Source organism: Calothrix sp. NIES-3974, assembly GCF_002368395.1.
Taxonomy (GTDB): Bacteria; Cyanobacteriota; Cyanobacteriia; order Cyanobacteriales; family Nostocaceae; genus NIES-3974.
The window spans coordinates 5,539,736-5,566,538 of sequence record NZ_AP018254.1 but is presented as its reverse complement, the minus strand read 5'-3'; the positions used below and the strand labels follow the sequence as shown (position 1 = coordinate 5,566,538).

Sequence of the window (26,803 nt, the reverse complement as noted above, 5' to 3'; positions counted from 1 at the left end):
CTTTAACTATATTCCCTAATAAGCACCAGTTTTTTGCAGCACCACTTGTACCGTTTTCAACAAAATTTGTAAATCTAACCACAAAGACCAATTCTCAATATATTTCAAGTCCAATTTGACCGCATCTTCAAAATTATCAATATTAGATCGACCAGAAACCTGCCATAATCCCGTAATACCAGGTAAAACTTCCTGACGAATAAAGTAAGCCGATTTAAATCTCTCCACATCCCGATTCGGAAGCGGACGCGGACCCACTAAACTCATCTCTCCCAGCAAGACATTAAATAATTGAGGCAGTTCATCTAAACTATAGCGGCGTAAAAATTTACCAACTCTGGTAATTCGTGGGTCTTCTTTTAATTTAAATAAAACCCCATCTTTATTTTCATTTTTCGCCTCTAACGCAGCCTGTAATTTTTCCGCATTTGCCACCATTGTCCGAAATTTCCAGATTTTAAACGGTTTACAATGTAAACCAATACGAGTTTGCTTGAACAATATTGGACCAGGAGAATCTAACTTAATTAACAAGGCAATGACCAAATAAAGTGGCGATATCAAACAAATTAGTATTGTGGCTGCACAAAGGTCAAAACAACGTTTGATCCAAAAATCTGTACCAGTAATAATTGGTGCCGGAATAGTTAAACAAGGAACATCACCAATCATTCTAAACAAAGACTTTGGATAGCAAAGTTCATTATTTGTTGGCAATATACGCAAGGTAATCCCAGCAGTATAAAAATTCCAACAAACATATAAACGGTCTTTAATTGAACTCCAGGAAACAAAAGCCTCAATAATACCCTGATTACGTAAATACCTAAAAGTTGCCTCTCGATTTTCCCAATCTAGACATTTAGAGTCAGCAATACCCTCAATTACATAACACTTTTCTCGCTCCACTAATCGAATATGGGATGCTTGCTCTGCTGCATCTGTGATAATGAAAATTGGATGCCTAATTGCCCCTTTACTGCGTAAAGCTTTGATAATAAAATCGAATAATAAACGACCACTAATTGTTAAAATTATCGATACCAACCAAAAAATCAGAAAGGTCGAGCGGGAGACATAATAATTTGGCTCATACAAAAAAGCAATCAGTAACAGTAAAACAACAGATAAAGACAGAGCCTTCATCAGAGCCAGATAATTACGACGGCTATTACCTGCTTGATATAAACCTTGGGAGGCAATAATCGTGATTTCAATTATCAAAGATAGTAATAGAAAAGGTAATTTCTGAGTCCAAGGAGATTCCAATGGAGTACCATAAATGAATGATAAATATCGTGCAGTCACCAAAGCAAATATATCCAGAGATAGGAGAGTAAGAACTCGTAGAATTTTGCTGGGTAAACCTCTTTGTATCCGTAAAGATTGAGCAGACCTTAAGTCGGATTTAGAGTGGATTAAAGGTAGAGTTTTGTACACCATAAATTTTGAGATTTTCTTATTTAAAAATCAAAAATTTCATCAATCATGCAGCTAATTAACGTTTAGGAGCATTATCAAAAGCCCTAGCGATCGCATTCCAGGCCAACTTACGCTCAAAGTTCGAGTCTAAAGGCAAAGGACGTACCGCTCGACCATCAGGACGGGGAGCAGCCTCCGACAACCAGGTATATTTATCACTTAAACCCCAAGTAATTACCGCAATTACCGCCGGCTCATCTAAAACGACTGAAAGATAATCTTCGTAAGTACTAGCAACAATGCGATCGCGCACTTTGATATCTGCCGGTAACTCAGCATCAATTACATCCAACTCCGTAATCATGATTTTTAAACCCAAATTCGCAACATCCGCTAAAAATTTTCTCAGCTTGTTGGGATGAAAACGAGTCTCATGGGCTAATAGATGTGATTGAATTCCTAAAGCGTGAACAGGTGTTCTTTTTGACTTTAAATGTTCCAGTAATTTGAGTACGGCATCTCTTTTTGCATCATACTCACGGGTGTCATACTCCAGATAATTTTCATTGTAAACTAGTAAAGCGTTGGGATCTGCACTCGCTGCCGTCTTAAAAGCAAGCTCGATATAATCAGGACCAACAAACTTTAACCACGGACTTGTGCGCAAACCGTCCCTACGTCCATCATCTAAATGAACCACCTCATTCACCACATCCCAAGAATGAATCCTTCCTGCATAACGCTTCACAACAGTGGATATATGAGTTGTAAAAATATCTCGGATTTCCCTGGGAGTTGTTTTCGCACTTTTAAATCTTTCATTCAACCAATCCGGAGGAAAATCATGCCAAATCAGGGGATGACCACGAAACAGCATCCCATTTTCAGACGCAAAATTGGCAAAATAATCTGTTTGACTAAAATCAAAATCAGTTGCATTAGGTCTTATTATCCCCCAGTAAAACCCTCCTAAAAGCAGCCCACATTCTTGTACAAAACTAGATTGTAATGTTTGATTTTGGGAGAATACTTTGTGATCAGTCTCCGTATATGCCCCATATATTAACCCCTTTGTTGTCACCCGTCTGCGCAGGGGTAAATCATTCGCTACATGGAAATTCCTCATCGGATTATCTACTGCCAACGCTTGGGTGTAGGATTTTAACCTTCTCCAACCGATACCAGAACCAATAGCTGCTAAAGCACCCAAAGAAATCAAAAAATTACGTCGTTTTAGTAATTTTTGATGTTTAGCCATATCAAACAATTGTAAAGGCATATCAACTATCCATATGACTCTATTTTTTCACTACCATCCGGTCTAGCAGGAATAAACTTTCTCAAACCCAAATATTGTAAAAATACATTCCACAGATATAAAGGATTAAGTACTAAATAACGTTGCCACAAACGCTTCGGTTCCTGAAATAAACGAAATAACCACTCCAAACCCCTATCTTGTAAAAATCGAGGTGCTTGCGGTAAAGTTCCTGCATGGAAATCAAAAGCAGCACCTACCGCCAAAATCGGAATATTCAGAAGCTCTCTATATTCGTAAGCCCACACTTCCTGTCTCGGACAACCTAAACCCAAAAAGACTGCATTCGCACCAGAAGAATGAATGCGTTCTACCAACTCTAGACGCTCCTCCCTTGTGAGTCTACGAAATTTAGAAGGCTCCATACCCACTATTTTCAACTCCGGATAAGCAACTGTCAGATTTTCCGCAAACATCTTCAAAGTCTCTTGTTTGCTGCCATACAAATAAACAGACAACCCCTGTTCCGCAAAAGCTTCAGCTACCCGTAAGGTTAAATTCGGGCCATAAACACGGTCGGGTAATTTCTTCTTGTGTAACCATCCTAAAGCCCAACGGACAGGTTGACCATCAGGTACAACCAAATCCATTCCATTCAAACGTCGAGCATGTACCGGATCTAAAAAACCTGTCATTACCCCGTGAACAGCTAAAGCACTAACAGCAAAAGGATACCTATTTTTTGCTGCTGTCACAATTTTTGCGACAGCAAACTCATAATCCACAGCATGTACATTAATGCCTAAAATCGGATACTTACCCAGATTAATCATTGAAACTGCACCTCATAAAACCTCATTAAAACGTATATTTTCATCTGGAAGATTTATACCTTTGAACAACTCAACCTCATAGTTTGGCAACCCAAAAATATGCTGTTCGTAGTTGTATCCACAGGCTTGTTCTAGACTAGTACTCCACCACATTAATTTTGATGGGGAAAGGTTAGTAGTAGCGCTGTACCCGGATTTCTCACGAGTAAGTTATAAGTATTGAGTGACAGATTAATTTTCCTTCTACTCCCTATTCCCTAATCCCTGTAAGTTTTAGGAATTTGTGAGAAATGCAGGTTTAGTACTCTATATTAAAGCTTTTTAAGACTAAAGCTACTACTACAAGCCTTTAAATTTAATGACATGAACCACTAGGAAACACCGGCCAAAAGAGAACTATCCTCTTTAGTCCATTTCTCAATGTTATAGTCGTAAATTTCCTGCAAAATTTGCGTGACGTTATACTTAATCGACCAGTTGGGATAATCTGATTTAAACTTAGAAAGATTACTGATATACCAAATATGATCACCCTTGCGATTACTATCTTCATAGGAATAGTTCATTTCCCGACCAGTAATCGATTGGCAAATATCAATCGCTTCTAACATCGAACAGTTGCTTTCACGACCACCCCCAATGTTATACACTGCTGCAACACCAGGATTTTGATAAAATTCGTAGAATGCAGCAATCAAATCAGAGGAATGAATATTATCCCGCACTTGCTTACCTTTGTAACCAAAGACCGTATAATGTTTACCCGTTGCAGCACACTTCATCAGATAAGCTAAAAACCCATGTAGCTGTGTTCCCGAATGATTTGGTCCTGTCAAACATCCCCCTCGAAAGGAAACTGTTTTGATCCCAAAGTAACGACCATATTCTTGCACCAAAACATCTGCTGCAACCTTAGATGCTCCAAACAAGGAATGCTTACTTTGATCTATACTCATATCTTCCGAAATACCACCTTGATATTTATGGGATGGTTCGATTTCCCAGCGTTTTTCCAACTCGATCAAGGGAAGATAATTCGGTAAATCTCCATATACCTTATTGGTTGAGGTAAAAATAAATACGGCTTCTGGACAGTAATTCCTAGTTGCCTGTAACAGATTTAATGTACCGTTAGCATTAACAGAAAAGTCGGAAAATGGATCTCGAGCAGCCCAGTCGTGGGAAGGCTGTGCTGCTGTATGAATAATCAAAGATATAGACTTCCCAAATTTTTTGAATAACCCTTCGATTTTTGAGTATTCCCGAATATCAATATCATAATGTTCATAGTTGGATATTTCTGCTTGCAAACGCCTACGATTCCATGTTGTCGAAGCTTCTTCACCAAAGAAAAATTTACGCATGTCGTTATCAATACCGATAACATCCATACCTAATTTACTAAAAAAACGTACTGCTTCAGAACCAATTAAACCAGCCGATCCAGTAATAATAGCTACGCTCATTTTTATACTCCTCCAATGAAATTAATCTTCTTTTTTATGATTGTCTTTTAACTGTCTTTTAACTTTTAATTTTTCACTTATTTGCTCATCACGTAAGCTCCTATATCCACGAAAAATTCTGCTGCTGCTTGGGGAGTATGGGGCAATATTAATTGCTGAGATTTCTCCCCCATCAGATTACTTAAATTTGGATGATGGATAAATTGCTTCATTGCCTCCGCAATCGTTTCTGGCTGATAGGGATCAAAAATATAGCCATTTTCCCCTTCAACTATCATCTCTGCTGCTCCCGCTAACTGAGAACATAAAACTGGCTTACTAAAAGCCATTGCTTCCAATACAACCATTCCCCAAATATCCTCTAAAGTCGGAAAGATAAAAACATCGGCAGCCTGAAAATAATGTCCTAACTTTCCATAATTTACCCATCCAACCCATTCCACACACTCCTCTAATTGATAGCTCTGAGAAAGAGAATGAAATTCATCCCGTTGTACTCCATCCCCTACAATCATTAAGGTATAGTCAGTGTAGCCTTGCTGTTTCAAAATGGCACAAGCTTGCAATAGAAGATGAATACCTTTTCTGGTTTCCAATCTTCCCACATATAAAAAGACTGGAGATTTACCATTGGGAACTTTAATATCACAGGTGGATGTATTTACCCTATCTAATAATGCTTTGGTATCTGGAACCATATATGGCTTTACAAATACTTTTTCTGGAGCAATATTTAAGGAATTTACTAAATAATTTCTGCCAGCATTATTATTAGTAATAAACGCTTCCACAAACTTACTAATAATGCGTCTTAGTTGTGAGCGAACTTGAGAATCACTACAATCTACATTGGGAGAACTGCCATCCCACATCATGACGATTCGCCATCTCATGAGTGGTTTGAATAGAATAGCCATCATCGTCCAGATCGAAAAAGCACTAGTAAAAATAACATCTGGCTTAAACTGGAGTAAGGGGAAAATAATGGCAGGAGAAACAAAATATAATCCCCTATCATACCCATCGTTTCTTTTACCATAAAACTTAATAAATCTAGTTTTACCCACAACATGAATCACTGAATTACCAGGAAGATTTGCATCAAAACCAGGCCACAAACGACCAGTAAAAAAAATCGTCTGCTCCAGCATTTTTTTTATTTCTTTTAATACTGGCTGCCAATAAGCCCCTAGCTCAACCGAGGGGTAAAGAAAGGCTATTTTATAATTGATGTTTTTGTTCATTTTGATTTATGGGAAGCTTTGATTCATCGAAGACTTATTCGCTCAAATACTTAAATATTCTACTGACCTTGACAGATTTCAATTCCATCTAAAAAACCCAAGGCGACTTCAGAAATAGTCGGATGTAAGGTATCAACCAATAAAAAGGCCAAAGTAAACCTGCATGACGGGAGGAAAACAATTTCCATTCATAAATTGGTAGACCTTTTGGTTGATTTATTTTTTGCCATCTTTGACGCAAGGTTAAGTTCGGTTCGTCCCAAGCTTGATGTCTGATGGCATTGTATTCACAAGTTCCGATATAACCCGGTGCAATCCAAACAGAACCGCCTTTTTGTTGAACTCTTAATCCATAATCCAGGTCTCCAGTGCTATGAATAAACCCTGAATCCAAATTGCCAACCAGACTAGCAACTTCTCGACTAATGAGGACACAATTACCATTAAGTGTGAGACAAGGTTTTGGACTTGTACCCGGTTCCACCAAATCAAATTTTAACGGATGCCACCAAGAGCTTTTACTAACTCCTCCATAGGTCAGTTGTCCAGTTTTTGGATCTTGTGTAGAACCAACTATCACTGGATATTGATAATTTTGTTGAGCTAAATCTTCATAGGTTTGTATTAAACAATTAATCGCTTGGGGATAGAGCAGAGTATCATCATTCAGCCAGAGGTAAAAGTCATAATTGTATTTGACGGCTTCACTAAAAGCCAACCTCATTCCACCATTCCAAAATAGATTACCACTACCTGGAATTACTTTGACTGCGGGAAAGTATTTCATCACAGCTGCGGTTGTTCCGTCAGTGCTACCATCATCTACTAAATAAACTTGGATTTTGACTGTCTCCGGTAAGCTCTGTTGAAATAATTTTTCTAAACAAGCTAATGTTTTTGCTTGTCGATTATGGCAGGTCATTAAAACAGCTAAGTTATATTCTTGCATCATTTTTTTGTGTGAATTAAATCATGTAACAGTTGTTAAAAATTCTTTTTTCAGAAAATCATTCATTCGTAACTAAGTATCTTGAGTGTTCCCTATTTTTTCCGTGATTAAAGAGATTTTTTAAATGTCCATAATGTACTGAGGAAGATACGGAAACATATCCATAGGATAACCATAATATATTATTTGTTGATAGTAGGGTTTGCCCTTCAATAAAATTGAAAATTAGATAGATTAACAAAAACTCCAGCATCCAAAAGTATTCCACCCTTCTGGTGGCAAATAGTAAATATACCGTTTTACGTATAGTTTCAAGAAAATTCACGATAAAAATCACAACTCCAACTATACCCAACTGAATAAATAAATCGATAAAGCCGTTGTGGGCATGGAATATATCTTCACCACTCACAAAGTTTTCTTGTCCTCTAGCCCAAGAATTCATCAGAATAGGAGTAGACACATCAGAAGTCCAAAATGCATTATATCCGTATCCTAACAGGGGACGTTCTCGTAATCCTTTTTCTATTATCATTGTCCAAATTGGTGTACGTCCGTTGAATTCTAGGTTTTTACCTAGCATATCAACAACGATTGTTTGCAAATTCAAAGTCAGGATAATTGCTAGGCAAATTGCTATCAATAACGTTATGAGCATCAACAAAAATCTTGTCCCTTTTTGTCTGGCTATCCGATAAAAAGGCAGAAACATTACAAGTATAAAAAATCCCATTAAGCTGGTTTTACTTTGAGAAAATACAGTCAGTATTAATATCAAGGAAAGTAACACAAAATTTAGCCAGTGCTGATTTCGCTGATAGGCTGCTCTTACCAGAAATATTGAAGCGGAAAACGACAAGAAGCGACCAAATATTTGTTTGTGGGTAAAAATCCCTGTCCAGGCTGAATAGTTATCAGGGTCGCTAGCTATTCCATAGGAAGGAAAAAGTAAGCACACAATAAAGCTTAGTAAAATTGCCAAGCCTGTCACCCAAGATAATAGTTTTATCTGCTCCGTCGGATTGTATTGTAGTGCTAGGTAGATGCTAAAAAACATTGAACGCACAAGCGCTCTGACTTCCTGGAGGGTCTCTGAAGGATTAATAGACCAGTAAACTGAAAGGACTGCTAATATGATTAATGAGACAAAAGATATATCTTTGAGTAAGAAATAGGCAAATCTTCTCAATCTGATTGCAATCAGAAACAGGACAGTGGCATAGCTAAAACTATTGATAATTACTGGTGGGATAAATGGCACATTTAAAGCTTCAGCAAATAAAAGCAAAAATGCCACAATTGGGGTTTCTAATTTAGATAAAAAAATGCTATTAAATCTATGAGACAATCTATCACTTATCATTGATTTTTACGAATAATTATAAATCACGAAGTATTTCAGTATAAAGATTTAAATAGCGTTGAGCTTGAATTTCGATAGTAAATTCCTGCTCTACTTTTTGCCGTGAATAATAGGATAATTTTTGATATCTTTCTGGGTTTTCCAGAACCCAAATTATTCCTTGTTTTAAATCTTCTACTTCATAGGGCTTTGCTAAATAGCCATTTATTTGGTGACTGACTATATCTTTTAATCCGGTTGCATTAAACGCTACTACTGGGGTTCCACAAGCTAGGGATTCACTGGCTGTTTGTCCGAAGGATTCTTGCAGGGACGGAACAATCATGACATCAGCAGCAGAGTAAACTAATGACAGGGAAAGGTCGTCCTGAAAACTTCCTAAATAGTGAGACCTAAAGCCTAAATCAGGGGGATTTTCTGGTTGGGAGACTCCAAAAATCACCACTTCTAATTTATCTTGCCAATCAGACTGACTTAAATTTTGCAGCGCTGGTTGTAATAAATGAAATCCTTTATTTTTATCACTGGTGGGTTTGATTGCACCGAAGAGAATGAGTTGCTTATCCTGGGGTAAATCCAGTAGTTTTCTGGCTAACTTTTTGTCGATGGGTTTGTATTTTTGAATGTCTAATCCGTGGGGAATGATTTCGATGCATGAATCTTTAAATAGGGAACTAGAGCTAGCACACTCGGCTAACCAATGACTCGGTGAAACTAGAGTTAGCCGGGAATTTTTCCAAGCTTTTGCTTTCCGTTTCCATGTCCAATGGGATAAATCCCAATTTTTTTGACTCCCTAGTTGAGGACATTTTCCGCAGGAAACTTGATAGCGATCGCATTCCCCTGTGCAATGACATCCACCTGTAAAGGGCCACATATCATGCAGTGTCCATATTAGGGGACGGTTGATTTTACCGATGGTCTCTATTTGCATAAATCCGACACTAATCCAGTGCAAATGGATGATATCTGGATTAATGGCATTTAATCTCGGAATTACCCGATCGGGAAGCCATTGCAGGGAGAAGAGACTTTCTTGTCGTTGATGGTAAAGCTTTTGCGGTAAAGCGTCAAAAGTGATTTTTGCCCTTGCTATACCTTGATGTAGGCGGATTTCCGGAGCAATAACTGTTTTATCATTCTTAAGTTTTTCTTGCACTAATATTTGAGAATCTAGATTGATATCTCGCAATCCTTGATGTAGTCGATAGGTAGCACGAGCTGCACCCCCATTTGTGTCAGATGTGCTGATATGTAAAATTTTCATGTTCTTTAGCCATTATGGAAAGCAAATATCATTTTCCAATTCATGATTTGTCTTTTGATTGTTTGGAGCAAGTTTTTTAAGTCCGCTTTTAGTTGCCTTTTGTAGGTAATTTGGTAGTCATACTTTTCTTTGAATTTATCTGCTTGGTAATCTGGGATGACAAAGGGTGGATGCTTGAGGGGAAACTGGATTTCTGTTGTAGGTAAGTTTTCATATAGACTACTTTTCTCGTCGGTAAAATGGGTTGAATCGATGCCAAATCCAATGTTAGAAATTAAATTTACATTGGCAACAATGCTCACACAATTATGTAACCAACAGGCAAATGTCCATTGATAGTCCCAGGTTATACCAAGGGGATTTTTGTAAATTGCTTCCAGAAGATTATCCCAATACTTAACAGCAAGGTCGTCTTTTAATATATCTTTCAAAAAACCCTGTGACCGAATCTCTGGCCATAGACGCATGTATAAATCATAGTTTTGCCAAGCGCGTCTCCAACTAGCCCAACCCCAACAGGGATTGTAACGAGAGAAATAGTAACTGTAATTTGTGCGCTGACTTCCGACAAAACTATTATCGCCACAGATTGCAGCTATTCTGGTATCGTATCTGTACCTCTCTAGTAATTCTTCACAAAAACGAAAAAAGCTAGGGTGGGGAACACAATCATCTTCTAAAATAATTGCTTCTTCTACATGACTAAAAACCCAGTCAATGCCACTAGAAACACGCTTTGCACAGCCTAAATTAGCGTCAGAATAGTTTTTTATTATCTCACAATCCCAATCGATTTGTTCAATGATTGCGCGAGCCGCAGCACACTTTTCGATTTCATCGGGACGGTCAATTCGTGGTCCGTCGGCAATCACAAATAACTTGGGTGGTTTTGCTTCGCGAATGGCAGCCAATACTTTTGCAGTGGTGTCCGGTCGTTTGAAAATAATCAAAGCGACTGGTGTTTTTATTTGGTATGTGTTCATGCTTTTGCTGCTAGTTAATCGTCATTAAGAAATGGATGTTGATTTGATAAAAATTATTTTTATCTGATGAAATAATTATCGTAATCTTATCATATATCCACTTTGACTTAAAATTTGAAAAAGATGGAAATTATTTTTGCAAAAAGAGGAAGGATTTGATTTGAATGATGAATAGTTTTTGTGTTTCTGGATTAATGGCATTACTTAAAAATGAAGCAAATGCTTGAGATATGACAGTCGCGATCGCTGCGCCAAACCCCGCATATCTAGGAATCAGAAAGAGGTTAAGTATAATATTTGCTATTGCCCCAATGAGAGTTCTCCGTAAAGATAAATTGGTGAGGTTTTCTGCAATAAACCAAGGTGATGTGGCTACACCTAAAAAGACGAATAGGGAAGCCCAAATATGAATGGCGAGGATTGTTTTTGCTTCTGCGTATCCATCTCCAAACAGCATGGTGATGATGGTATCTGCAAAAAATGTCATCGGTATGGCAATGAAAATCGAAATACCCACCATCAGTCGCAGCAATTTTTTGATTCGTTGATAGTAAAGTACTTCACTACTCTCCTTCGCTTCATAAATCGCGGGGGAAACGGAAGAAGTAATTGCCATCGGAATAAAATACCACATCTCGGAAACTCGAGTCGCTGCGGAATAGTTCCCAACTGCACTATCTCCAATCATTTGACCCAGCATAATCTGATCGGTTCTCATGTAAATCATGATGGTAAAACCGGAAAGAATCAAAGGATAACTTTCCTTCAGCAGTTTTTTGGCTAGCGGTAAACTCCAACGCCATAGTGACAAAGACCATCCCTTGACTCTGTAGACGATGGCTAAACCAATTCCCCCTAGTCCAATCTCCGCTAATGCTGTCCAAGCAAAGGCAATTAAAGGTGCTTGCATCTGAATGAGAGCAACTCTCACCAGAGCTATCACCAGAAAAGATGTATTTTTAGCAACTACTGTGTACTTGGACTGAACTTGGGACTGAAACCAAAAGTCAATCGTATCAAAGGCTTGAAAGATTCCTGCTGTTGCTAAAATCACTACAATCCAGACTGTCAGGTGGTCATTTTGCCGTAAAAATAGAATACAAGTAAGTGCTAATAGTAAGGAGATAAAACCACCAAACACCTTCAACCAGAAGGTTGTTCCTAGTATTTTTTCTCGCTCTAAACCATCACGCACTAAGTCACGAACGACAATACTATCTAAACCCAAATTTGCAATTGGACTAAATAGAGCGACAAATGCGATCGCATAATTCAAAATACCATACTGCTGAACCCCCAAGTAGCGTGCAACCCAAACTCCAACGACAAGACTTGTTCCCATGCGCAGAACTTGGTCAAAGAATAGCCAACTAATATTCGCAATCACAGCCTTGAGTTTGGAATTAGAAGTAAACGGGAATAACTTCCTAATTCTAAATTGAATTTGTAATAAAAAAGACATATATAAAACTACAAAAAGTGAGTTTTTTTCTACTAGGATTAGATTATTTTGAGGATTTTATACTCAATTTCATCCTTTCTGGGATATTACGTAATTCCCGTTTAACTTGCTTGAGTTGTTTGACTCCGTATATATACAGAGGTTGTTTCTTTACCGATGATTTGATATAGCTCCCAACTCCTCCCAGTTCTGTAATTAAGCGTGAATGTGTGGCATAGTTCCACTTGTAGGTTTCTCCTCCTAGTAAAAAATCAAACTCTTTATGTCCTTGTTGATAGCTGCTTGCCATCGTCATGTGCATTAATAAACGACCCGGTGCGTAGATACTGTATTTTTGGTCGTAAGCTGAAATCCACGAATAAAAACGGTGGTTCCAAATCGCACCAAAATCGACCGCAATTAACTGATCGTTAACAGATAAACTTGAAACTACCAATAAACCAGATTTAGCTAGTTCCTGAAAAAATAGGAGGTTTTTGATATTCTGAAATAATTGATGGGATTCTCGAAACTGTAATGATTTAAATTTGATGCAGAAATCAAAGGCTTCTGGTCTAGTGTCTTGCCATCTAAAATTTACTGAACCGATATCGTTTTCCAATTTACGTTTTCTCCGCTCCGAGTCACGGCAGAGTTTAGTATCTTTTTGTTTAAGATGATGCCAAAACGAATCCCAAGTATTAAAGTCACTCCATTTAATTAGGGGTGAAGCCGTATATGGGATGAATAAATTTTGCTCAAACCACTCTTGAACTGTGACAATCCCATCACAAACCCTGGTAATATGATTTACTTTTTTCACATCCCAGGATTTAACTTGTGCAGGTGAAACAGGCTCGAAAAAATCAATGAATTGCCATTTTGTTATGGGTTCACCACTGGGTAATGTGGGTAATCGCCAAATTTTATCTTGAAGCAAAAAGTCTTCTAAATGAAGTTTAATATCTGGGAAATAGGCTTTATTAAAAGCTTCCAGGAATTCTGGAGAAGAGTAAATATTCATCTTCAGCTTAGTTTCTTACGAACATTGTTCTGTTTTAGGAACTGATTTCCGGAAACGTAAGTTAGATAACGGATTCCCAGTTTCCACGGATTCTTGAGAGTAGTATATATAACTCTCTGGCTCTCTATTTTTACTCACGTCATTGATCACCATTCCCAACACATTCTGACTAGATTGACTCAATAATTCTTTGGCTGCATTTGCGCTATTGACATCCAGTACTCCTGGGCGAACCACCAGCAACATACCATCAGTCAACCGACCTAAAGTACTCGCATCTGCTGTTCCTAGGACAGAATTTGTGTCAAAAATCACTAAATCAAAATCTTGGACAAAACTCTGAACCAGTTCAGTCATGCGCTGGGAGTTCAGTAGTGATAGGGGATTTGGCGGCAAAGTCCCACAAGGAAGAATGGATAGATTCGGTATCACTGCCTCAATAGGCGTAATTGTATTCATTTGATTGGTAATTAGATTACTTAAACCAACTGGATGCTGGTGAGAAAGCCCCCAAATGTGATGCTGAATGGGGTGACGCATATCAGCATCTACAAGTAATACTTTACGCCCCATTTGTGCTGCTGTCACTGCCAAATTGGCAGCAACAAAAGATTTTCCTTCCTTGGGTAAGGAACTGGTGACTACAAGGCTTTTAAGTTGCTGGTCAGAGAGAAAGTTTAAATTTGATTGTAATATTTGATATGCATCTCCTATCGGGAAATGAGGTATATCTCGATCAATGATTTTGGGTATTTGTTCACCCGTTTCCTGTCTTCGGAGTATGCTTTTTTTTGAACCGTCACTAATAGCAGGAATAACACCCAACAATGTGTATTGAAACAGTTCTTTTGCTTCCTTGACTGTTTTGAGGGATTGATCCATCAAATCCAATGCAAGAGCAGCGATAATTCCCATGAGAGCGCCGATAACTATACCACCTCCCAAGATTAATTGCTTGCGAGAAGCTGTGGGTTGCTCAGGAATAAAAGCAGGGGAAACGATGCGCACGTTCCCAATATTTTGATTTTCAGCTAGTTGAACTTCCTGTAGCTTTTTGAGTAGGGATTCGTAGGTGGTTTGAGATGCTTGCAATTTCCGCTCTAGCTGTCTTTGGGTTTGCTCTAGCTTCGGTAACTGTTTTGCTCGATCTTTGTAGGCTGCTAACTGCTGGGATAGGGTTGTAATTTTCTTTTCTAAAGCAAGTCGTTCTGTTTCCACACGAGCAAAATCCTGAAGTAATCCCTGTCGCAGTTCCCCTATTTGAAAATTCTTTAAACCAGGGGGTGGATTGTCACCGAATACCTGTTTCGCCTGTTCTTGTAACAATTTATTCAGGGTTGCAGTTTTCTCTTCTAGATTGAGAACTTGGGGATGCTGGGGATGAAAACGAGTTCTAGCAACTGCAAGTTGAGTGCGTGCTTCTTGTAGTTGAGTGAGGATTTGCTGAAGTCCTGGAGCTTGACTCAGGGAAGCGAGGATGACGGTCTGCTCAGAATCAATACTGGCCTGTTTCTGTAGTCGCTGTAACCGAGCATTTACGGAAGCAAGTTCCGCCTGTGTGCGAGCAAGTTGATCTTCTAAACTCGCGATCGCTTGTACACCTGCGGACTCTTCCTGAGCTAAAGAAATAATTCGATGATTTTCCTTAAATTGGCGCAGGTCTGATTCTGCTCTAGTGACAGAAGCTGCTGTTTTCGGCAGTTGCTCTAGTATAAATTTGCTAGCTGAAACCGCTTCTGCTCGGTTGGCTTGAATATTTTGTTGGATATAAATTTCAATAATTTTATTGACAAATTTTGCCGCCCTGACCGGGTTCTCATCGGTGTAGGAAATTTGTATAATATCTGTACCCTTAGCTCCCGTGGCTTTCAAACTGGAAAAAGCTTTAACTGGTAAAAGTCTGCCTTTTTTATCTCTCAAGTCAAGTTCCCTAATGGCCTTTTCGATAATAGGACGTGAGACGATAATTTGTGCCTGTGTATCTAGGGGGTTTCCCTGTAGGGTCAATGATTCTATTTTGCCTAGTATTTCCCCTAGTCCGGTTAGGGAGGAAGAACGATTGGTTTTAATCAAAACACTTGCTTCTGTTTGGTAACTTGGCTTTAGCGACAAGATAAACAGTGATGTTAGTGCCACAATCAAGCCAAAGACACTGAATACTACAACCTTACGCCGTTGGAGAATCAGCCAATATTTGTAAAAATTTATATCTTCAATATTTTCTCTATGCTCAAACATTACCAAATACCCAGATGATTGATGACATAGACTGGAATTTTGGTGGTTATGTTCAAAGATTTTTCTAAAAGTTTCATACCTTACACTTGTGCATAAACTTGCGTGTGAATACCCTAACATCCAAAAACAAGGGATAGGCGAAAACGATTCACATCACTTCACCTTCTTCCGATTACAATGTATGGCACCACCAATCAATCCAATCTCGAGATTGGCTGCATCACTACTGCCGATAGGGAACTACAATATCTATTAAAAAAGCTATTTTTTCATACTTTAGTGGGCTTCAATCCTACAGACTAGGATTTTATTCTCAATTCAACCTTGAGAAAACACTCTTCATCAAAGCTTGTTTAAATTTAAATCCGCATATTTTTCATAAACAGCAGAACATATAAGGTGTAACTAGAGTTTATGAAGGGTTTAACTCTACCCATCACTTAAAATTACCTTGAAAACAATCTATTACTCCACCAAGTTTTGAGTGAGGGGTTTGTGGTAGTAGCTCTAACCCCGAAAAAGCTTTAATATCAAGTGCTACACCCGCAGGGTTGTCGAAGGCTAGCGCAACTACTTGCCTTCTCTCACCTATCAAAATTAATGGGACAGACCACTAGAAAACCAAAAACCATAATGCATTCCCCTGAGAAAAATAATTTGCTTAATTCAATTCGTGTCACACACCAAAAATTACAGCCTCAGTTTATTCGACTGGTATCAAACTACCAGTTAAGCGAGTTCTGAGACTTATCTGCAAAAATTATTAGCTTTGAAATTGATTTATATTGTGTATCTGACTTTGATTTACTCTCCACAAATAATAATACATCTACATGGGCATAAGTATACCTAACTTTACAAAAACTTTATAAATACTTTATTTTGGTTTCTTGAAGTATTGAAAATCCGGTCATAACAGAAGTTTGGAGAGGATTGGTGACAGGTTAGCTCTCAAGGAACACACTTAGTATGGTGACTCGTAACGTAACAATGAGTGAGGATACTGTCAGCACCTGGTTTGATTGCTGAAATTACCTATGTACGGATGTACGGAGGTGACAAGGATTGCATCGGAATCCGATTGGAATATTCTGGTTCGACAAGAGACATAGCATGGCTACGTCTCTTCATCGAATAGCGATCGCTTTTGATTATGGACAATAGTTTATGGTCAGGGGATAGTGCTAGCCTGGCGATCGAGGCGAATTTGTCTACCATCCTGTAAAATATGCACAATAGCCCGTAAATTTTGTCCAACCACGGTAACTCGATAGGCAGGCAAAGCAATTCTAGTACAGCGTTCTTGAGGTGCAGGTAAACTTAAGCAGCCATCTACAGTTATTTCTTGAGCGTCACTAATTCGCAGTTGGTGAGCAGGGAATCCGGTAGCTCTGACTAGATAGGAAATAATTTGCTCTTGAATCCGACGGGGTAGGTTCACCTGGGGATTTTCACCGATGATTGTACTGTCATTTTGGTTGAGAACAACCACGTTGCCAGTTTCGTCGGTATGGTAGACTAAAGTTTGTTCCTGCATACCGACTACAACTCGCCAACCCTCCACCATCACCTGGGTACACAAACGGTTTGGATCGATGATTTCTAAACAGCCATTCCGCCAAGTTCGTTGTTGGACTTGAATTAAATTTAACCTGGATGTGGGTACTTTTAAACGTTGTGATGCAGCTTTGAAAACAGCATCCCGTACTCTTCTGGGTAAATTATCACTAATTGGCGGTTGGACGCTACTGGAGGCAAAACGCAGATTTCGTCCATTATGGTTAGTATGGTACACCCAAGTTTGACTTTTTTGGCGATCGCTAACTACCACCCGCCAACCTGGAACTAAAGCTTGAGTACATAATTCTCCCGGACGAGCCAATTCTAAACAGCCATTCCGCCAAGTGTGTTCGGTAGCACTGATAATTTCTAATTGACGACGGGGAATTTTATTCCGACGCGCAGCATCCCGTAGAACCGCATTTTTAACTGTTCTCGGAAGATTATTGACGGGGATAGATGGTGGACGCAGACGGTTGGAAATGTTGACAACTGGATTGGCAATGGTATTGGCACTGACATTGAAACTACCACCAACGGAGAAAATACTAGTTAGTGCGAAGACAGCGATCGCCTGCACAATTTTAGTGGTATTATTGGGCTGACGGTGATTAAACTTAGGAGAAATTTCCATTCTTAATTATTAAACTCCATTCTTAGAAATAAATATTTAGGGGTATCAGCACATCAAAATACATTGAAATTAATTACCTAAACCGACTCACAATAACAATAAAAATAATCAATCATGAACGCAGTGCAAAAATAGCAGACTGCTTTTTAATGGATAACTCGTAAATAGGGAATAGACTACACACACTGCTTGCAGCAAAATAGTCAATGTGCGTAGCGCTGCTTCTCTGGGAGATGAAAGCGGTTTTTCCCTCCCTTTGGTTTTATCCAAACTACATGGGGGGCTGACTTGAAAGTTAGTCTATACTAAGTACAAAGAGCTGTTAATTTGTTACCAGTTTGGCTATGTCTAAACCAAACAGGTCAGCAAAAAGCGTTAAAATCATAGGAATTATTTCTGAATTTGGAACAGATTCCTTGTATTTTGAGGATTTGCTCAAATAGCCTCTGTTCAAATCGGATTCCTCATATTTGAACAAAAAAACACTTGTGGGTAAATTCCCTGATTTTCAGACAATCGGCTTTAGCGTCAAGTAATCAGCTTTTAGCCTAGATTCAACTACATTGACTAGAAAATAGATACTTTTTGTTCCTTGCTTGTAAATAGGGTGAGTAGGGAGTAGGAATTGGGGAATAGTTCAGGATAATTATATAATTATCGCTAGGGGAACCCGCGCAACGTAGTGACTCCCCAACCGATGCAATTCAAGGTTTTCAGTTCTAATATCGTTTACGCTCAGAGGTTGTTTTAAAAGTTCTACAGCGTATCTTTCACGACTCATCTACTGAAAAACTGCTAGGAGAGAATAGGGTTTTCGGATTTGCGATTCGTATCCCTGAGTATCACTTGAGACTTAATTTATACTTACACCTTTACGTATACATACGTTGAATTTCAAAATATACGCGATATAGCTACAGTACTATTGTTTGTTTTTAAAGCTAAGATAATACTTTTAGCTTTATACTGAGTATTCTATTTCCATCAGCTTTTCTTGGTGCAAGATGTGAGTTAAGCAGATACTTTCCAAACATGCTCTGAGAGCTTTTTTTTACTCAATTGCTGACTTTTCAAACATCCTCTAATAGGGATTATTTGAAATAGTAACATTTCGTCAATCGGAAATACGAATGTTTGCAACGCATCCAGAATCAGAGACGAAATATCTATGGAGACGCGATATATTGCGTCTCCACTCAAAATTATCGGGTTTTCTTCTGTTCCTGCTTGGCTTCCGGCTTTTGATACTTACCTGGATACTTACGGTGGAAATAGTATTCCATCACCTCCAAAGCCATTGGTGCAGCGACACTACCACCACCACCACCGGAATGTTCAGCAAAAGCTACTACCAAAATTTCTGGTTTATCTGCGGGAGCATAACCCCCAAACCAAGCGTGATTTTGCTTGACACGATTCACGGTCCATGCTTCAGCTGTTCCCGTTTTTCCAGCCATTGGTGGTATTGTCGGCACATTTAACTTTTTCGCGGTTCCATCGGTAATTACCCGACGTAAACCATCGCGAATAATTTTCGCCGTCTGGGGTTTCATCCCTGTGGTTTCCCGCCAAGATTTTGCTTCCTCGTTATCCTTGAGCAGGTGGGGTTGCACCCGGAATCCACCATTCGCAGGAACCGCGAACATCACCGCCACTTGTAAAGGTGTGGTTAACAACGCTCCTTGACCAATGGACATATTCACCGCATCACCCACGGTGGGAGGACGCTTCATTGTTCTGAGAATATAATCCCGGTCGGGAACCAAACCACGGGACTCTTCAATTTTGAATTCAAATCCAGTTCTTTGACCGAAACCAAACCTTCTTGTCCATTCAACTAATTTTTCTGCCCCAATTTTGGCTCCAATTTGATAGAAAAAGGTGTCACTACTCATAGCCATTGCTCCTGTCCAACCCAAGGGACCAAACCCAGCGTGGTTCCATTCTCCGAAGCGAGTTCCGCCGAAGGTTAGGGAGCCAAAGGTTGGTAGCACGGTACTTGGGGAAAATTTGCCCGATTCTAACCCAGCCGCAGTAGTCACAATTTTAAAGGTACTAGCGGGGGGATAAGCTCGTAAAGCCCGATTCAGTAATGGATGACCCTTATTCAGCAAAACTGCTTGAATTTCCTTGGCGGAAGCGTTTTGTTTAGAAAACACGTTTGGATCAAAGGTGGGATGGGAAACCATGGCCAAAATCCCCCCGTTATGGGGATTCATGGCAATCACAGTCCCGTTTCTTCCTCCCAGGGCTTTTTCCGCCACTCTTTGTAAATCTAAATCCAAGGTCAAAGTAATATTCTTACCTGGTTTAGCCTGTTTTTCCCCTAATACTCGTATTGGCTTACCTTTTCCGTCCACTTCAACTTGTTGTCCACCCCATTCACCCCGCAAAGTGGATTCAAATGCGTGTTCAATCCCCATCTGTCCGATGACATCACCAAGACGATAGCCATCTGCTTTCTTTTTCTCATACTGTTCTGGGGTAAGTTCGCGGGTAAATCCAGTTACATGGGCAGTCATTTTGCCGTGGGGATAGAAACGTACCGCCTCTGTATGAATTTCTACTCTCGGTAATTCGTGTTCATATTCTTTGAGGGCGGTAACTTGTGCTTCGTTGATATCACGAGCGATTCGGACTAAACTCGTTGAAGCGGGGCCAGCTTTTTTCAGTGTTTCTTCGATTTCCTCTTGGGGAATACCGAGAATTTTGGTTAGACGGGGACCAACTTTTTCTTCCCATCCTGGTTCGGTATGGGCCATCGGCCACAAGTACACAGAGCGGGGATAGTAGGTGGTGGCGATAATTTTACCATTGCGGTCGAATACGTTACCACGTTCCGGTAGTTTATGGATGGTGCGAATCCGGTTTGCATCTGCCCTTTGGCTATATTTTTCCCCTTCAATAATTTGTAAATAGGCCAAGCGGACACCAATGACACTGGTCAGTGCGAATGTTAATAAAATTAAAAATGCTGATTGGAAACCGCGACCAACTGTCCGTGAATCTTTTTGTTTCCCTAATCCCGAAGACTGTAGTAAAGACATAGTAAAACTTGATTAATATATGATTTCTAATAATCAATAATATTTTTACGTCAAAGTACCTCGCTGACCCGGTATAAAATCATTGTCGTTTTTTCTAGTCATTCCATCAACCCAGGGACTAGCCTACTGCTTACATGGGAGTAGGGAGTGCGGGAGGAAGAAAGTAGGAGAAAAAACACTTTCATCTTTTCTAAAAGCTGTGCTACGCGCATCTACGGTTCTGGTGTCAGCATTATATATAGGCTACTCCCTTTTTCTGTGTGTTGCTTTACTCCTCCATGTCTTCCGCCATTCCTGGATTAATCAAAGTAATATCGTACTCAGTTGAATCTGTTTGCCCGGTTTGTTGAGAATCTTTCAACAAGTAATAAATTGCTCGCACTTGGGGACCAAATACGACTTCATCTTCATTTTTCATATCATGGGCTGGGATGCGACGACCATTAATTAGCAATCCATTGGAACTGGGTTTACCTTTGGCATCTCCATCCACTATTCGGTAATAATAGCCTGATTCCTGGTCATCCCGTGGTAGTCTTACCAACGTTGCGTGACGACGAGATACAAACTGAGAAAAAAGACGAATATCGCAATCGCGATCGCGACCGATTGAATAAACTGGACGTTCCAGGATAAATTCCTTCCGTCCCTGGTCGTCCTCAATAATTAATAAATGGCTTTCGTTGACTTCTGTTGCCATTGCAGTTTCGTTAATAGTATCCTTGTGGGTGCTTCCTGAGTAAGTATATGGATGATTAATCACCATGATTTGGTTCAATGAGTGGTTCTGTTTTCACTTTCGGGGAACCGCAGAGGACGACCTAGCCGGCTTTTTGGGAAAATAAAGTTACATGGTACATCATGTCTGTATTTACAGGACTCCGTACTCCTGTTTTTCGATACAACTTCAACCGATAAAGTGTTTGATTTACTACGTATAACCTCAACCGTGAGATGACCCGTCTGACCCTTATATAAGGCCGATCAATTCAAAAACAGTGTTAAACCCGCATTTCTCACAACACCCTAAAACCCATCGGGATAGTCCGTAGAAGGAAAATCAATCCGTTACTCAAGGTTTACAACTTAACTTGTGAGAAATCCAAGTCAAGTATCTCGGTTGGGAAAGTCTATCCATTTCGGAATAGCGGGATACAGGGAACACAGCACAATAGGTAGTAATTATTAGGTAGCTATCGGTATAGTTTAGCGTGAGTTGGGGTCTATTGCTTTAATTTTTGGTATAAATCGTCTGAAAAAGAATATGATTTTCCCAGGAAAGGAGGAATACAAGAAAGATTGAAGTAGTTGTGCTAAATAAATTATACATTTGGGGTCAGGAGACAGGGAACAGTTAATAGGGACGGAATACAGCGATTTTATTTGTCGCGAAAATTATTTTCCCTTTGTATCAAGCAAGATTCCTATACATGCAGAAATATTGCCATTGTTAAATAAGTGTAAACAAGTCATCTTTACTACTTGAACAAATCAATTTTTTTTGAAATGATGAAAATCGTAGTATCATTGTCAATGAAGTAGGAAATCATGCCGGCAAAGATGAGGGGATTAGCGATCGCGTTAGGGATGTTGCTAGTGACAAGTGCTTGTGCAACAAACCAGACACCGGAAGCGAAGGAAGAACCGACAGGTAATTCGGTTGCAGTGCAAGCGGTTAGTGACAATAAGGTTGCCGCAGCTAAAATCATCATAGACGGTTCCAGTACGGTTTATCCAATTACCGAAGCGATCGCTGGACAATTGCAATTAAATAAAACCCAAACCAGGGGTACGATTACGGTTAATTTTTCGGGGACGAGGGGTGGGTTTGAGAAGTTTTGTACAGGAAAGACCGATATCAGTAATGCATCACGGCCTATTTTGCAAGCGGAAATCGATAAGTGTCAAGCCAATGGGGTAGAATTTATTGAATTGCCAGTAGCCTACGACGCTTTGACTGTAGTGGTCAACAACAAGAATACCTGGGCTAAGGATATCACCGTTGAGGAACTAAAGAAAATTTGGGAACCAGCAGCGCAAGGGAAAATCACCCGTTGGAATCAAATTCGTCCAGAATACCCCGATCAACCCCTTAATCTCTATGGACCTGGGGATGAGTCAGGGACTTTTGATTACTTTACTGAAGCCATTGTAGGTAAAACTGATTCGAGTCGGAAAGATTATGTTGCAAGTGAAGATGACATGGCTTTGGTCAGGGGTGTAATTAATGACCCCAACGCTCTGGGTTATTTTGGCTATGTTTACTATAAAGATAATAAAGGACCGATCAGAGCTTTAGCAATCAACAATGGTCAGGGACCTGTCTTACCATCCCGGGAAACTGTGGAAAAATCCCAGTATCAACCCCTTGCTCGTCCTTTATTTATCTATGTCAATGCCAAGTCAGTCCAATCCAAACCAGAGTTAAAAGAGTTTGTCGAATATTATCTGCAAAATGCTCAATTAACCGTGGGTACAGTTGGTTATATTCCCTTACCAGAGAAAATCTATCGGTTAGCCCAGCAACGTTTCAGTAGCAACAAAACCGGAAGTGTGTTCGCAGGTAAAAGCGAAACAGCATTACAAATAGAGCAGTTATTAGAGTTGGAACAGAAAGCAAAATAGCTGATTGGGGAATTTCCCTATCAGTTTGTCCACGCATTGAAATTGAGCAGTTGAGATGGGGATGTAGCACTACTACTTCTCCACCCAACCTAGAAGAGGAATCTGCATGAATCTGGATAATCAACATACCAGTCCCAAAGCTATAGTCGCGGGTGGAAGTCTCAGCTTTTTTGAAAAATACCTCACATTATGGGTATTGTTGTGTATCTTGGTGGGGATTGGTTTGGGTCGGATATTTCCTGGTGTGGCGATCGCTCTTGATCGGATGAGTATCTACCAGGTTTCCATTCCGATTGCGGTGTGTTTATTTTTCATGATGTATCCCATCATGGTGAAAATCGACTTTACCCAAGCGAAAAGAGCCATACGCACCCCTAAGCCTGTGGTTTTGACCTTGGTGGTGAATTGGTTAATTAAACCCTTTTCGATGGTGGTGTTTGCCAGATTTTTCCTCGGTTGGCTATTTGCTCCCTTGCTATCCGGTAGTGAGTTAATTCGGGGTGTGGATGTCAGTATCGCTAATTCCTACATCGCTGGAGCCATTTTATTAGGAATTGCTCCCTGTACCGCAATGGTATTAATGTGGGGATATCTCTGTTATGGAAACCAAGGTCATACCCTGGTGATGGTTGCAGTCAACTCCTTGACGATGTTATTTTTATACGCACCCTTGGGTCGGTGGTTACTCGCTGCTAATGATTTAACCGTACCTTGGCAGACAATTAGTTTATCGGTTTTGATCTATGTTGGTTTACCCTTAATTGCTGGGATGTACAGCCGTTACTGGATTTTTAAACATAAAGGTAAAACTTGGTTTGAGACGAAATTTTTAAAATACCTGACTCCCGTTGCCATTACCGCCCTACTGGTGACACTGGTGCTGCTTTTTGCCTTCAAAGGTGAATTAATTGTGCAAAATCCCCTACACATTCTCCTAATTGCTGTACCATTATTTTTACAAACCAATTTCATATTTTTCATTAGTTACGTCGCTGCCTTAAAATTAAACCTAGCCTATGAAGACGCAGCACCAGCCGCTTTAATTGGAGCTAGCAATCATTTTGAAGTAGCTATTGCTACCGCCGTCATGTTATTCGGTTTAAATTCCGGTGCAGCCTTAGCGACTGTGGTGGGTGTATTAATCGAAGTTCCCGTAATGTTGATGTTAGTGGAAATTTGCAAGCGTACCGCCATGTGGTTTCCCCGCGAACCCGAAAAAGCCACCTTAAGGGACCCTCGCTGTTTAAGATACTGAAAGAAATGGGGAGTAGGGGTGGGGGAGTAGCCTACATATGAAGCTGACACCGGAACAGATGAAGAATTTACGAACAAAGGAACCAAGCATCAAGCAAAAGCTAGGGCTATATCCAAACGACATGGGAGAATAGAATGAAAAAAGTGATGTTTGTCTGTAAAAAAAACTCCCGTCGTTCCCAAATGGCGGAAGGTTGGCTACGAAAATTTGCTGGGGGAAAAATTCAAGTAACCAGTGCAGGATTAGAAGCAAGTCAGGTCGATCCCCTTGCGATTCAGGTGATGGAGGAAGTGGGTATTGATATTAGTCATCATACCTCTAAACCGTTAAGCGATTTTCCAGCCGCAGATTACGACGTAGTGATATCTTTGTGTGGATGTGGTGTCAATTTACCTGAAGAATGGGTCTTACGGGAAATTTTTGCAGATTGGCAACTGGAAGACCCGGAAGGGGAGGAAATTGCTAAGTATCGCCATGTCCGTGATCAAGTGAAACACAAAGTCATGGAGTTATTGGAACAGCTACAACTAGGTCTGGTAATGAATTGATTTTTAAAAGCCTTGATTACGGGTTGCGATCGCAATTAGTATTTTCCCTGAATATTTTCAACGCTTTTTTTACCCCAACCTACCAAGCCACAATCCCCCTTGTCACAGGAGAAGATGATTACCCACAAGCGATCGCTCTTTCCAATGCTAGGAAGCAGGGGGAGCAGGGTCAGAAAATGTATCAAAATTTTAGTGAAATGGTATAAGAGTTCCTCATAACCTATGTGGTGGAATACCAGTCTAAGACAACCCTGGGAGTACCCGTGAGGATAATCCAAAATCTCAAATCCAAAATCGAAAATAATTTACCCCGTGCCATAGAAAGCAGTCGAGAAAGCACAGGTATGTCAAAATAAAATGGAAAAAAGTCAATTTACAACACTTTGCAGCTAGCTGGGGGAGAAACTGTCACGTTGACAGCTAAGTTGGAAACCCATCTCACCCCTGACTACTGTGTCATCAATTCTCTACTCAAAATTAAGGATAACCTGGTAATGGCGGACGAAATAAATCAAAAACCCACGGAAGAAGCAACCCCTGCAAAAAAACCCGCAGCGAAAAAGGAAAAACCACCAGCAGTGGAAGATAAACCATTTGTGGAGTTTATGGAACAGGATTATTTACCTGCACTGCAAAAAGCGATCGCTGATGAGGGTGTGCGTGATTTAGAATTAAAATTTACTAAGCAGCAACTCCCCATTCGCGGAATGGAAGGATTGGGGGAATGTTGGCAAGTGGTTGGTAGTTGGCAAAATGGATACCGACAGTTTAATATCTATTTCCCTGACGAGAATATTCAAGGGAAAAAAGCTTTTTCTTGTAATGAGGGGAAAGTACCTAGTACCCTAGAGTCATTTTTAATTGATGAACGCAAAATTACCCTCGATTTACTGGTTTTTGGAACTGTACGCCGTTTAAACGGACAAAAATGGTTAGGTCGCAATTAACTGTCCGTTACTTTCCCCAAAAAAGTGGCACTATTTTCCCCGCAGAAGTATACTAACCAGCTAGGTATTTCTAGATATTACTGTCTATCTGATTTCGTGAGAATCGGGAAAATATTTTCTCCTAGCTTGACTAGTCAACCCTTAACTTGTCAACAACAAGCAGAAATATTTTTCATTACCGACATCAAATGGGTCTATAATTGCTCGAATTTACCTAGCTTATCAAGCATACTATTCTCTGTGGTGTGGTCTTTGAACATGATTCAACAAAAGTTTCTAACTTTCACGCCGTTAAGTTTTATTAGCGGCTGTTTTTGTATTGGTATCAGCATGGGATTGTGGATACGTGTTGCTTATATTGGTGAATGGAATCATCTGATTACACCACGGTCATCGGAACCCCAATTACCAAAAATTACACTTCCACCCTCATTACAGGAAAAGTTAATTCAGGATGATTTAACTATTCAAGCGCTCGAAAAAAAATAAAATCTTCTGATTTATTTTTATTGAAGGTTTATTTGTTTTCTGTGTCAGCTACCACTACGCCCCGAATATTATACCGATTCAAAAAATGTCCGTTACACATCTGGAATATGAGACGCAATCTATTGCGTCTCTACAGACAAAATTCATCTGTCACATTTTTTCTGGTGTTAATTTAACGCCCTTAACCCCCGCAATGTAGTCACTCCCTCA

General features: G+C 39.8%; 21 protein-coding genes. 6 read left to right on the top strand and 15 right to left on the bottom strand.

From position 1 onward, the window contains the following. Positions 1-15 precede the first annotated feature (15 nt). From CDC37_RS22130 to CDC37_RS22060, 15 genes are all read right to left on the bottom strand, one after another. Complete coding sequence (locus CDC37_RS22130) at positions 16-1,443, bottom strand: sugar transferase (protein ID WP_096625193.1); 1,428 nt, start codon at positions 1,441-1,443, stop codon at positions 16-18. Positions 1,444-1,498: 55 nt separating this feature from the next. After that, positions 1,499-2,701: an endo-1,4-beta-xylanase gene (locus CDC37_RS22125; protein ID WP_231943149.1), complete on the bottom strand. Its 1,203-nt coding sequence runs from the start codon at positions 2,699-2,701 to the stop codon at positions 1,499-1,501. 5 nt (positions 2,702-2,706) lie between these two features. Then, positions 2,707-3,513, bottom strand: coding sequence for a WecB/TagA/CpsF family glycosyltransferase (locus CDC37_RS22120; protein ID WP_096625191.1), 807 nt, complete (start codon positions 3,511-3,513; stop codon positions 2,707-2,709). 371 nt (positions 3,514-3,884) lie between these two features. Beyond that, positions 3,885-4,979 (bottom strand): NAD-dependent epimerase/dehydratase family protein, encoded by a 1,095-nt coding sequence (locus CDC37_RS22115; protein ID WP_096625189.1) that lies wholly within the window; start codon positions 4,977-4,979, stop codon positions 3,885-3,887. 77 nt (positions 4,980-5,056) lie between these two features. Beyond that, on the bottom strand, positions 5,057-6,223 hold the full coding sequence (locus CDC37_RS22110) for a glycosyltransferase family 4 protein (RefSeq protein ID WP_096625187.1): 1,167 nt from the start codon (positions 6,221-6,223) through the stop codon (positions 5,057-5,059). Between the two features lie 88 nt (positions 6,224-6,311). Continuing rightward, the gene (locus tag CDC37_RS22105) at positions 6,312-7,175 is read right to left on the bottom strand and encodes a glycosyltransferase family 2 protein (protein WP_231943148.1); all 864 of its coding nucleotides are present in this window, start codon (positions 7,173-7,175) and stop codon (positions 6,312-6,314) included. A 55-nt stretch (positions 7,176-7,230) separates the two neighbouring features. Further along, positions 7,231-8,469: an O-antigen ligase family protein gene (locus CDC37_RS22100; protein WP_157780818.1), complete on the bottom strand. Its 1,239-nt coding sequence runs from the start codon at positions 8,467-8,469 to the stop codon at positions 7,231-7,233. Positions 8,470-8,551: 82 nt separating this feature from the next. Next, on the bottom strand, positions 8,552-9,802 hold the full coding sequence (locus CDC37_RS22095) for a glycosyltransferase family 4 protein (protein WP_096625181.1): 1,251 nt from the start codon (positions 9,800-9,802) through the stop codon (positions 8,552-8,554). A 5-nt stretch (positions 9,803-9,807) separates the two neighbouring features. Continuing rightward, entirely contained in the window at positions 9,808-10,785 is a 978-nt protein-coding gene (locus CDC37_RS22090) for a glycosyltransferase family 2 protein (RefSeq protein ID WP_231943147.1), read from the bottom strand. A 130-nt stretch (positions 10,786-10,915) separates the two neighbouring features. Continuing rightward, complete coding sequence (locus tag CDC37_RS22085; protein ID WP_096625179.1) at positions 10,916-12,247, bottom strand: flippase; 1,332 nt, start codon at positions 12,245-12,247, stop codon at positions 10,916-10,918. Positions 12,248-12,290: 43 nt separating this feature from the next. Beyond that, positions 12,291-13,250, bottom strand: a complete 960-nt coding sequence (locus tag CDC37_RS22080) for a GNAT family N-acetyltransferase (protein WP_096625177.1) — start codon at positions 13,248-13,250, stop codon at positions 12,291-12,293. A gap of 15 nt (positions 13,251-13,265) precedes the next feature. After that, on the bottom strand, positions 13,266-15,488 hold the full coding sequence (locus tag CDC37_RS22075; RefSeq protein ID WP_096625175.1) for a GumC family protein: 2,223 nt from the start codon (positions 15,486-15,488) through the stop codon (positions 13,266-13,268). A gap of 1,171 nt (positions 15,489-16,659) precedes the next feature. Further along, positions 16,660-17,682, bottom strand: a complete 1,023-nt coding sequence (locus CDC37_RS22070) for a hypothetical protein (RefSeq protein WP_096625173.1) — start codon at positions 17,680-17,682, stop codon at positions 16,660-16,662. A 1,202-nt stretch (positions 17,683-18,884) separates the two neighbouring features. After that, on the bottom strand, positions 18,885-20,729 hold the full coding sequence (gene mrdA / locus CDC37_RS22065) for a penicillin-binding protein 2 (protein WP_096625171.1): 1,845 nt from the start codon (positions 20,727-20,729) through the stop codon (positions 18,885-18,887). A gap of 268 nt (positions 20,730-20,997) precedes the next feature. Continuing rightward, entirely contained in the window at positions 20,998-21,495 is a 498-nt protein-coding gene (locus CDC37_RS22060; RefSeq protein WP_096625169.1) for an FHA domain-containing protein, read from the bottom strand. Positions 21,496-22,277: 782 nt separating this feature from the next. Here CDC37_RS22060 and CDC37_RS22055 point away from each other — a divergent pair. From CDC37_RS22055 to CDC37_RS24590, 6 genes are all read left to right on the top strand, one after another. Next, positions 22,278-23,354: a PstS family phosphate ABC transporter substrate-binding protein gene (locus CDC37_RS22055; protein ID WP_096625166.1), complete on the top strand. Its 1,077-nt coding sequence runs from the start codon at positions 22,278-22,280 to the stop codon at positions 23,352-23,354. Positions 23,355-23,460: 106 nt separating this feature from the next. Further along, the gene (gene arsB, locus CDC37_RS22050; protein ID WP_096625164.1) at positions 23,461-24,609 is read left to right on the top strand and encodes an ACR3 family arsenite efflux transporter; all 1,149 of its coding nucleotides are present in this window, start codon (positions 23,461-23,463) and stop codon (positions 24,607-24,609) included. A gap of 134 nt (positions 24,610-24,743) precedes the next feature. Then, the gene (gene arsC / locus CDC37_RS22045; protein WP_172892814.1) at positions 24,744-25,157 is read left to right on the top strand and encodes an arsenate reductase, glutathione/glutaredoxin type; all 414 of its coding nucleotides are present in this window, start codon (positions 24,744-24,746) and stop codon (positions 25,155-25,157) included. Further along, positions 25,154-25,363, top strand: coding sequence for a hypothetical protein (locus CDC37_RS22040; protein WP_096625162.1), 210 nt, complete (start codon positions 25,154-25,156; stop codon positions 25,361-25,363). Before arsC ends, CDC37_RS22040 begins: the two co-directional genes overlap by 4 nt. Positions 25,364-25,651: 288 nt before the next feature. Continuing rightward, entirely contained in the window at positions 25,652-26,104 is a 453-nt protein-coding gene (locus CDC37_RS22035; protein ID WP_096626524.1) for a DUF2996 domain-containing protein, read from the top strand. A gap of 126 nt (positions 26,105-26,230) precedes the next feature. Then, complete coding sequence (locus tag CDC37_RS24590) at positions 26,231-26,593, top strand: hypothetical protein (RefSeq protein WP_172892813.1); 363 nt, start codon at positions 26,231-26,233, stop codon at positions 26,591-26,593. Positions 26,594-26,803: the final 210 nt, after the last annotated feature.

Bases quoted from the DNA above. Each gene is read 5' to 3' on its own strand.
- CDC37_RS22115 (WP_096625189.1), bottom strand. From the start codon at position 4,979: ATGAGCGTAGCTATTATTACTGGATCGGCTGGTTTAATTGGTTCTGAA.
- CDC37_RS22130 (WP_096625193.1), bottom strand. From the start codon at position 1,443: ATGGTGTACAAAACTCTACCTTTAATCCACTCTAAATCCGACTTAAGG.
- CDC37_RS22070 (WP_096625173.1), bottom strand. From the start codon at position 17,682: ATGGAAATTTCTCCTAAGTTTAATCACCGTCAGCCCAATAATACCACT.
- CDC37_RS22120 (WP_096625191.1), bottom strand. From the start codon at position 3,513: ATGATTAATCTGGGTAAGTATCCGATTTTAGGCATTAATGTACATGCT.
- CDC37_RS22110 (WP_096625187.1), bottom strand. From the start codon at position 6,223: ATGAACAAAAACATCAATTATAAAATAGCCTTTCTTTACCCCTCGGTT.
- CDC37_RS22125 (WP_231943149.1), bottom strand. From the start codon at position 2,701: ATGCCTTTACAATTGTTTGATATGGCTAAACATCAAAAATTACTAAAA.
- CDC37_RS22055 (WP_096625166.1), top strand. From the start codon at position 22,278: ATGCCGGCAAAGATGAGGGGATTAGCGATCGCGTTAGGGATGTTGCTA.
- CDC37_RS22095 (WP_096625181.1), bottom strand. From the start codon at position 9,802: ATGAAAATTTTACATATCAGCACATCTGACACAAATGGGGGTGCAGCT.
- CDC37_RS22075 (WP_096625175.1), bottom strand. From the start codon at position 15,488: ATGTTTGAGCATAGAGAAAATATTGAAGATATAAATTTTTACAAATAT.
- arsC (WP_172892814.1), top strand. From the start codon at position 24,744: ATGAAAAAAGTGATGTTTGTCTGTAAAAAAAACTCCCGTCGTTCCCAA.
- CDC37_RS22090 (WP_231943147.1), bottom strand. From the start codon at position 10,785: ATGAACACATACCAAATAAAAACACCAGTCGCTTTGATTATTTTCAAA.
- arsB (WP_096625164.1), top strand. From the start codon at position 23,461: ATGAATCTGGATAATCAACATACCAGTCCCAAAGCTATAGTCGCGGGT.
- CDC37_RS22080 (WP_096625177.1), bottom strand. From the start codon at position 13,250: ATGAATATTTACTCTTCTCCAGAATTCCTGGAAGCTTTTAATAAAGCC.
- CDC37_RS22085 (WP_096625179.1), bottom strand. From the start codon at position 12,247: ATGTCTTTTTTATTACAAATTCAATTTAGAATTAGGAAGTTATTCCCG.
- CDC37_RS22035 (WP_096626524.1), top strand. From the start codon at position 25,652: ATGGCGGACGAAATAAATCAAAAACCCACGGAAGAAGCAACCCCTGCA.
- CDC37_RS22105 (WP_231943148.1), bottom strand. From the start codon at position 7,175: ATGATGCAAGAATATAACTTAGCTGTTTTAATGACCTGCCATAATCGA.
- CDC37_RS22060 (WP_096625169.1), bottom strand. From the start codon at position 21,495: ATGGTGATTAATCATCCATATACTTACTCAGGAAGCACCCACAAGGAT.
- mrdA (WP_096625171.1), bottom strand. From the start codon at position 20,729: ATGTCTTTACTACAGTCTTCGGGATTAGGGAAACAAAAAGATTCACGG.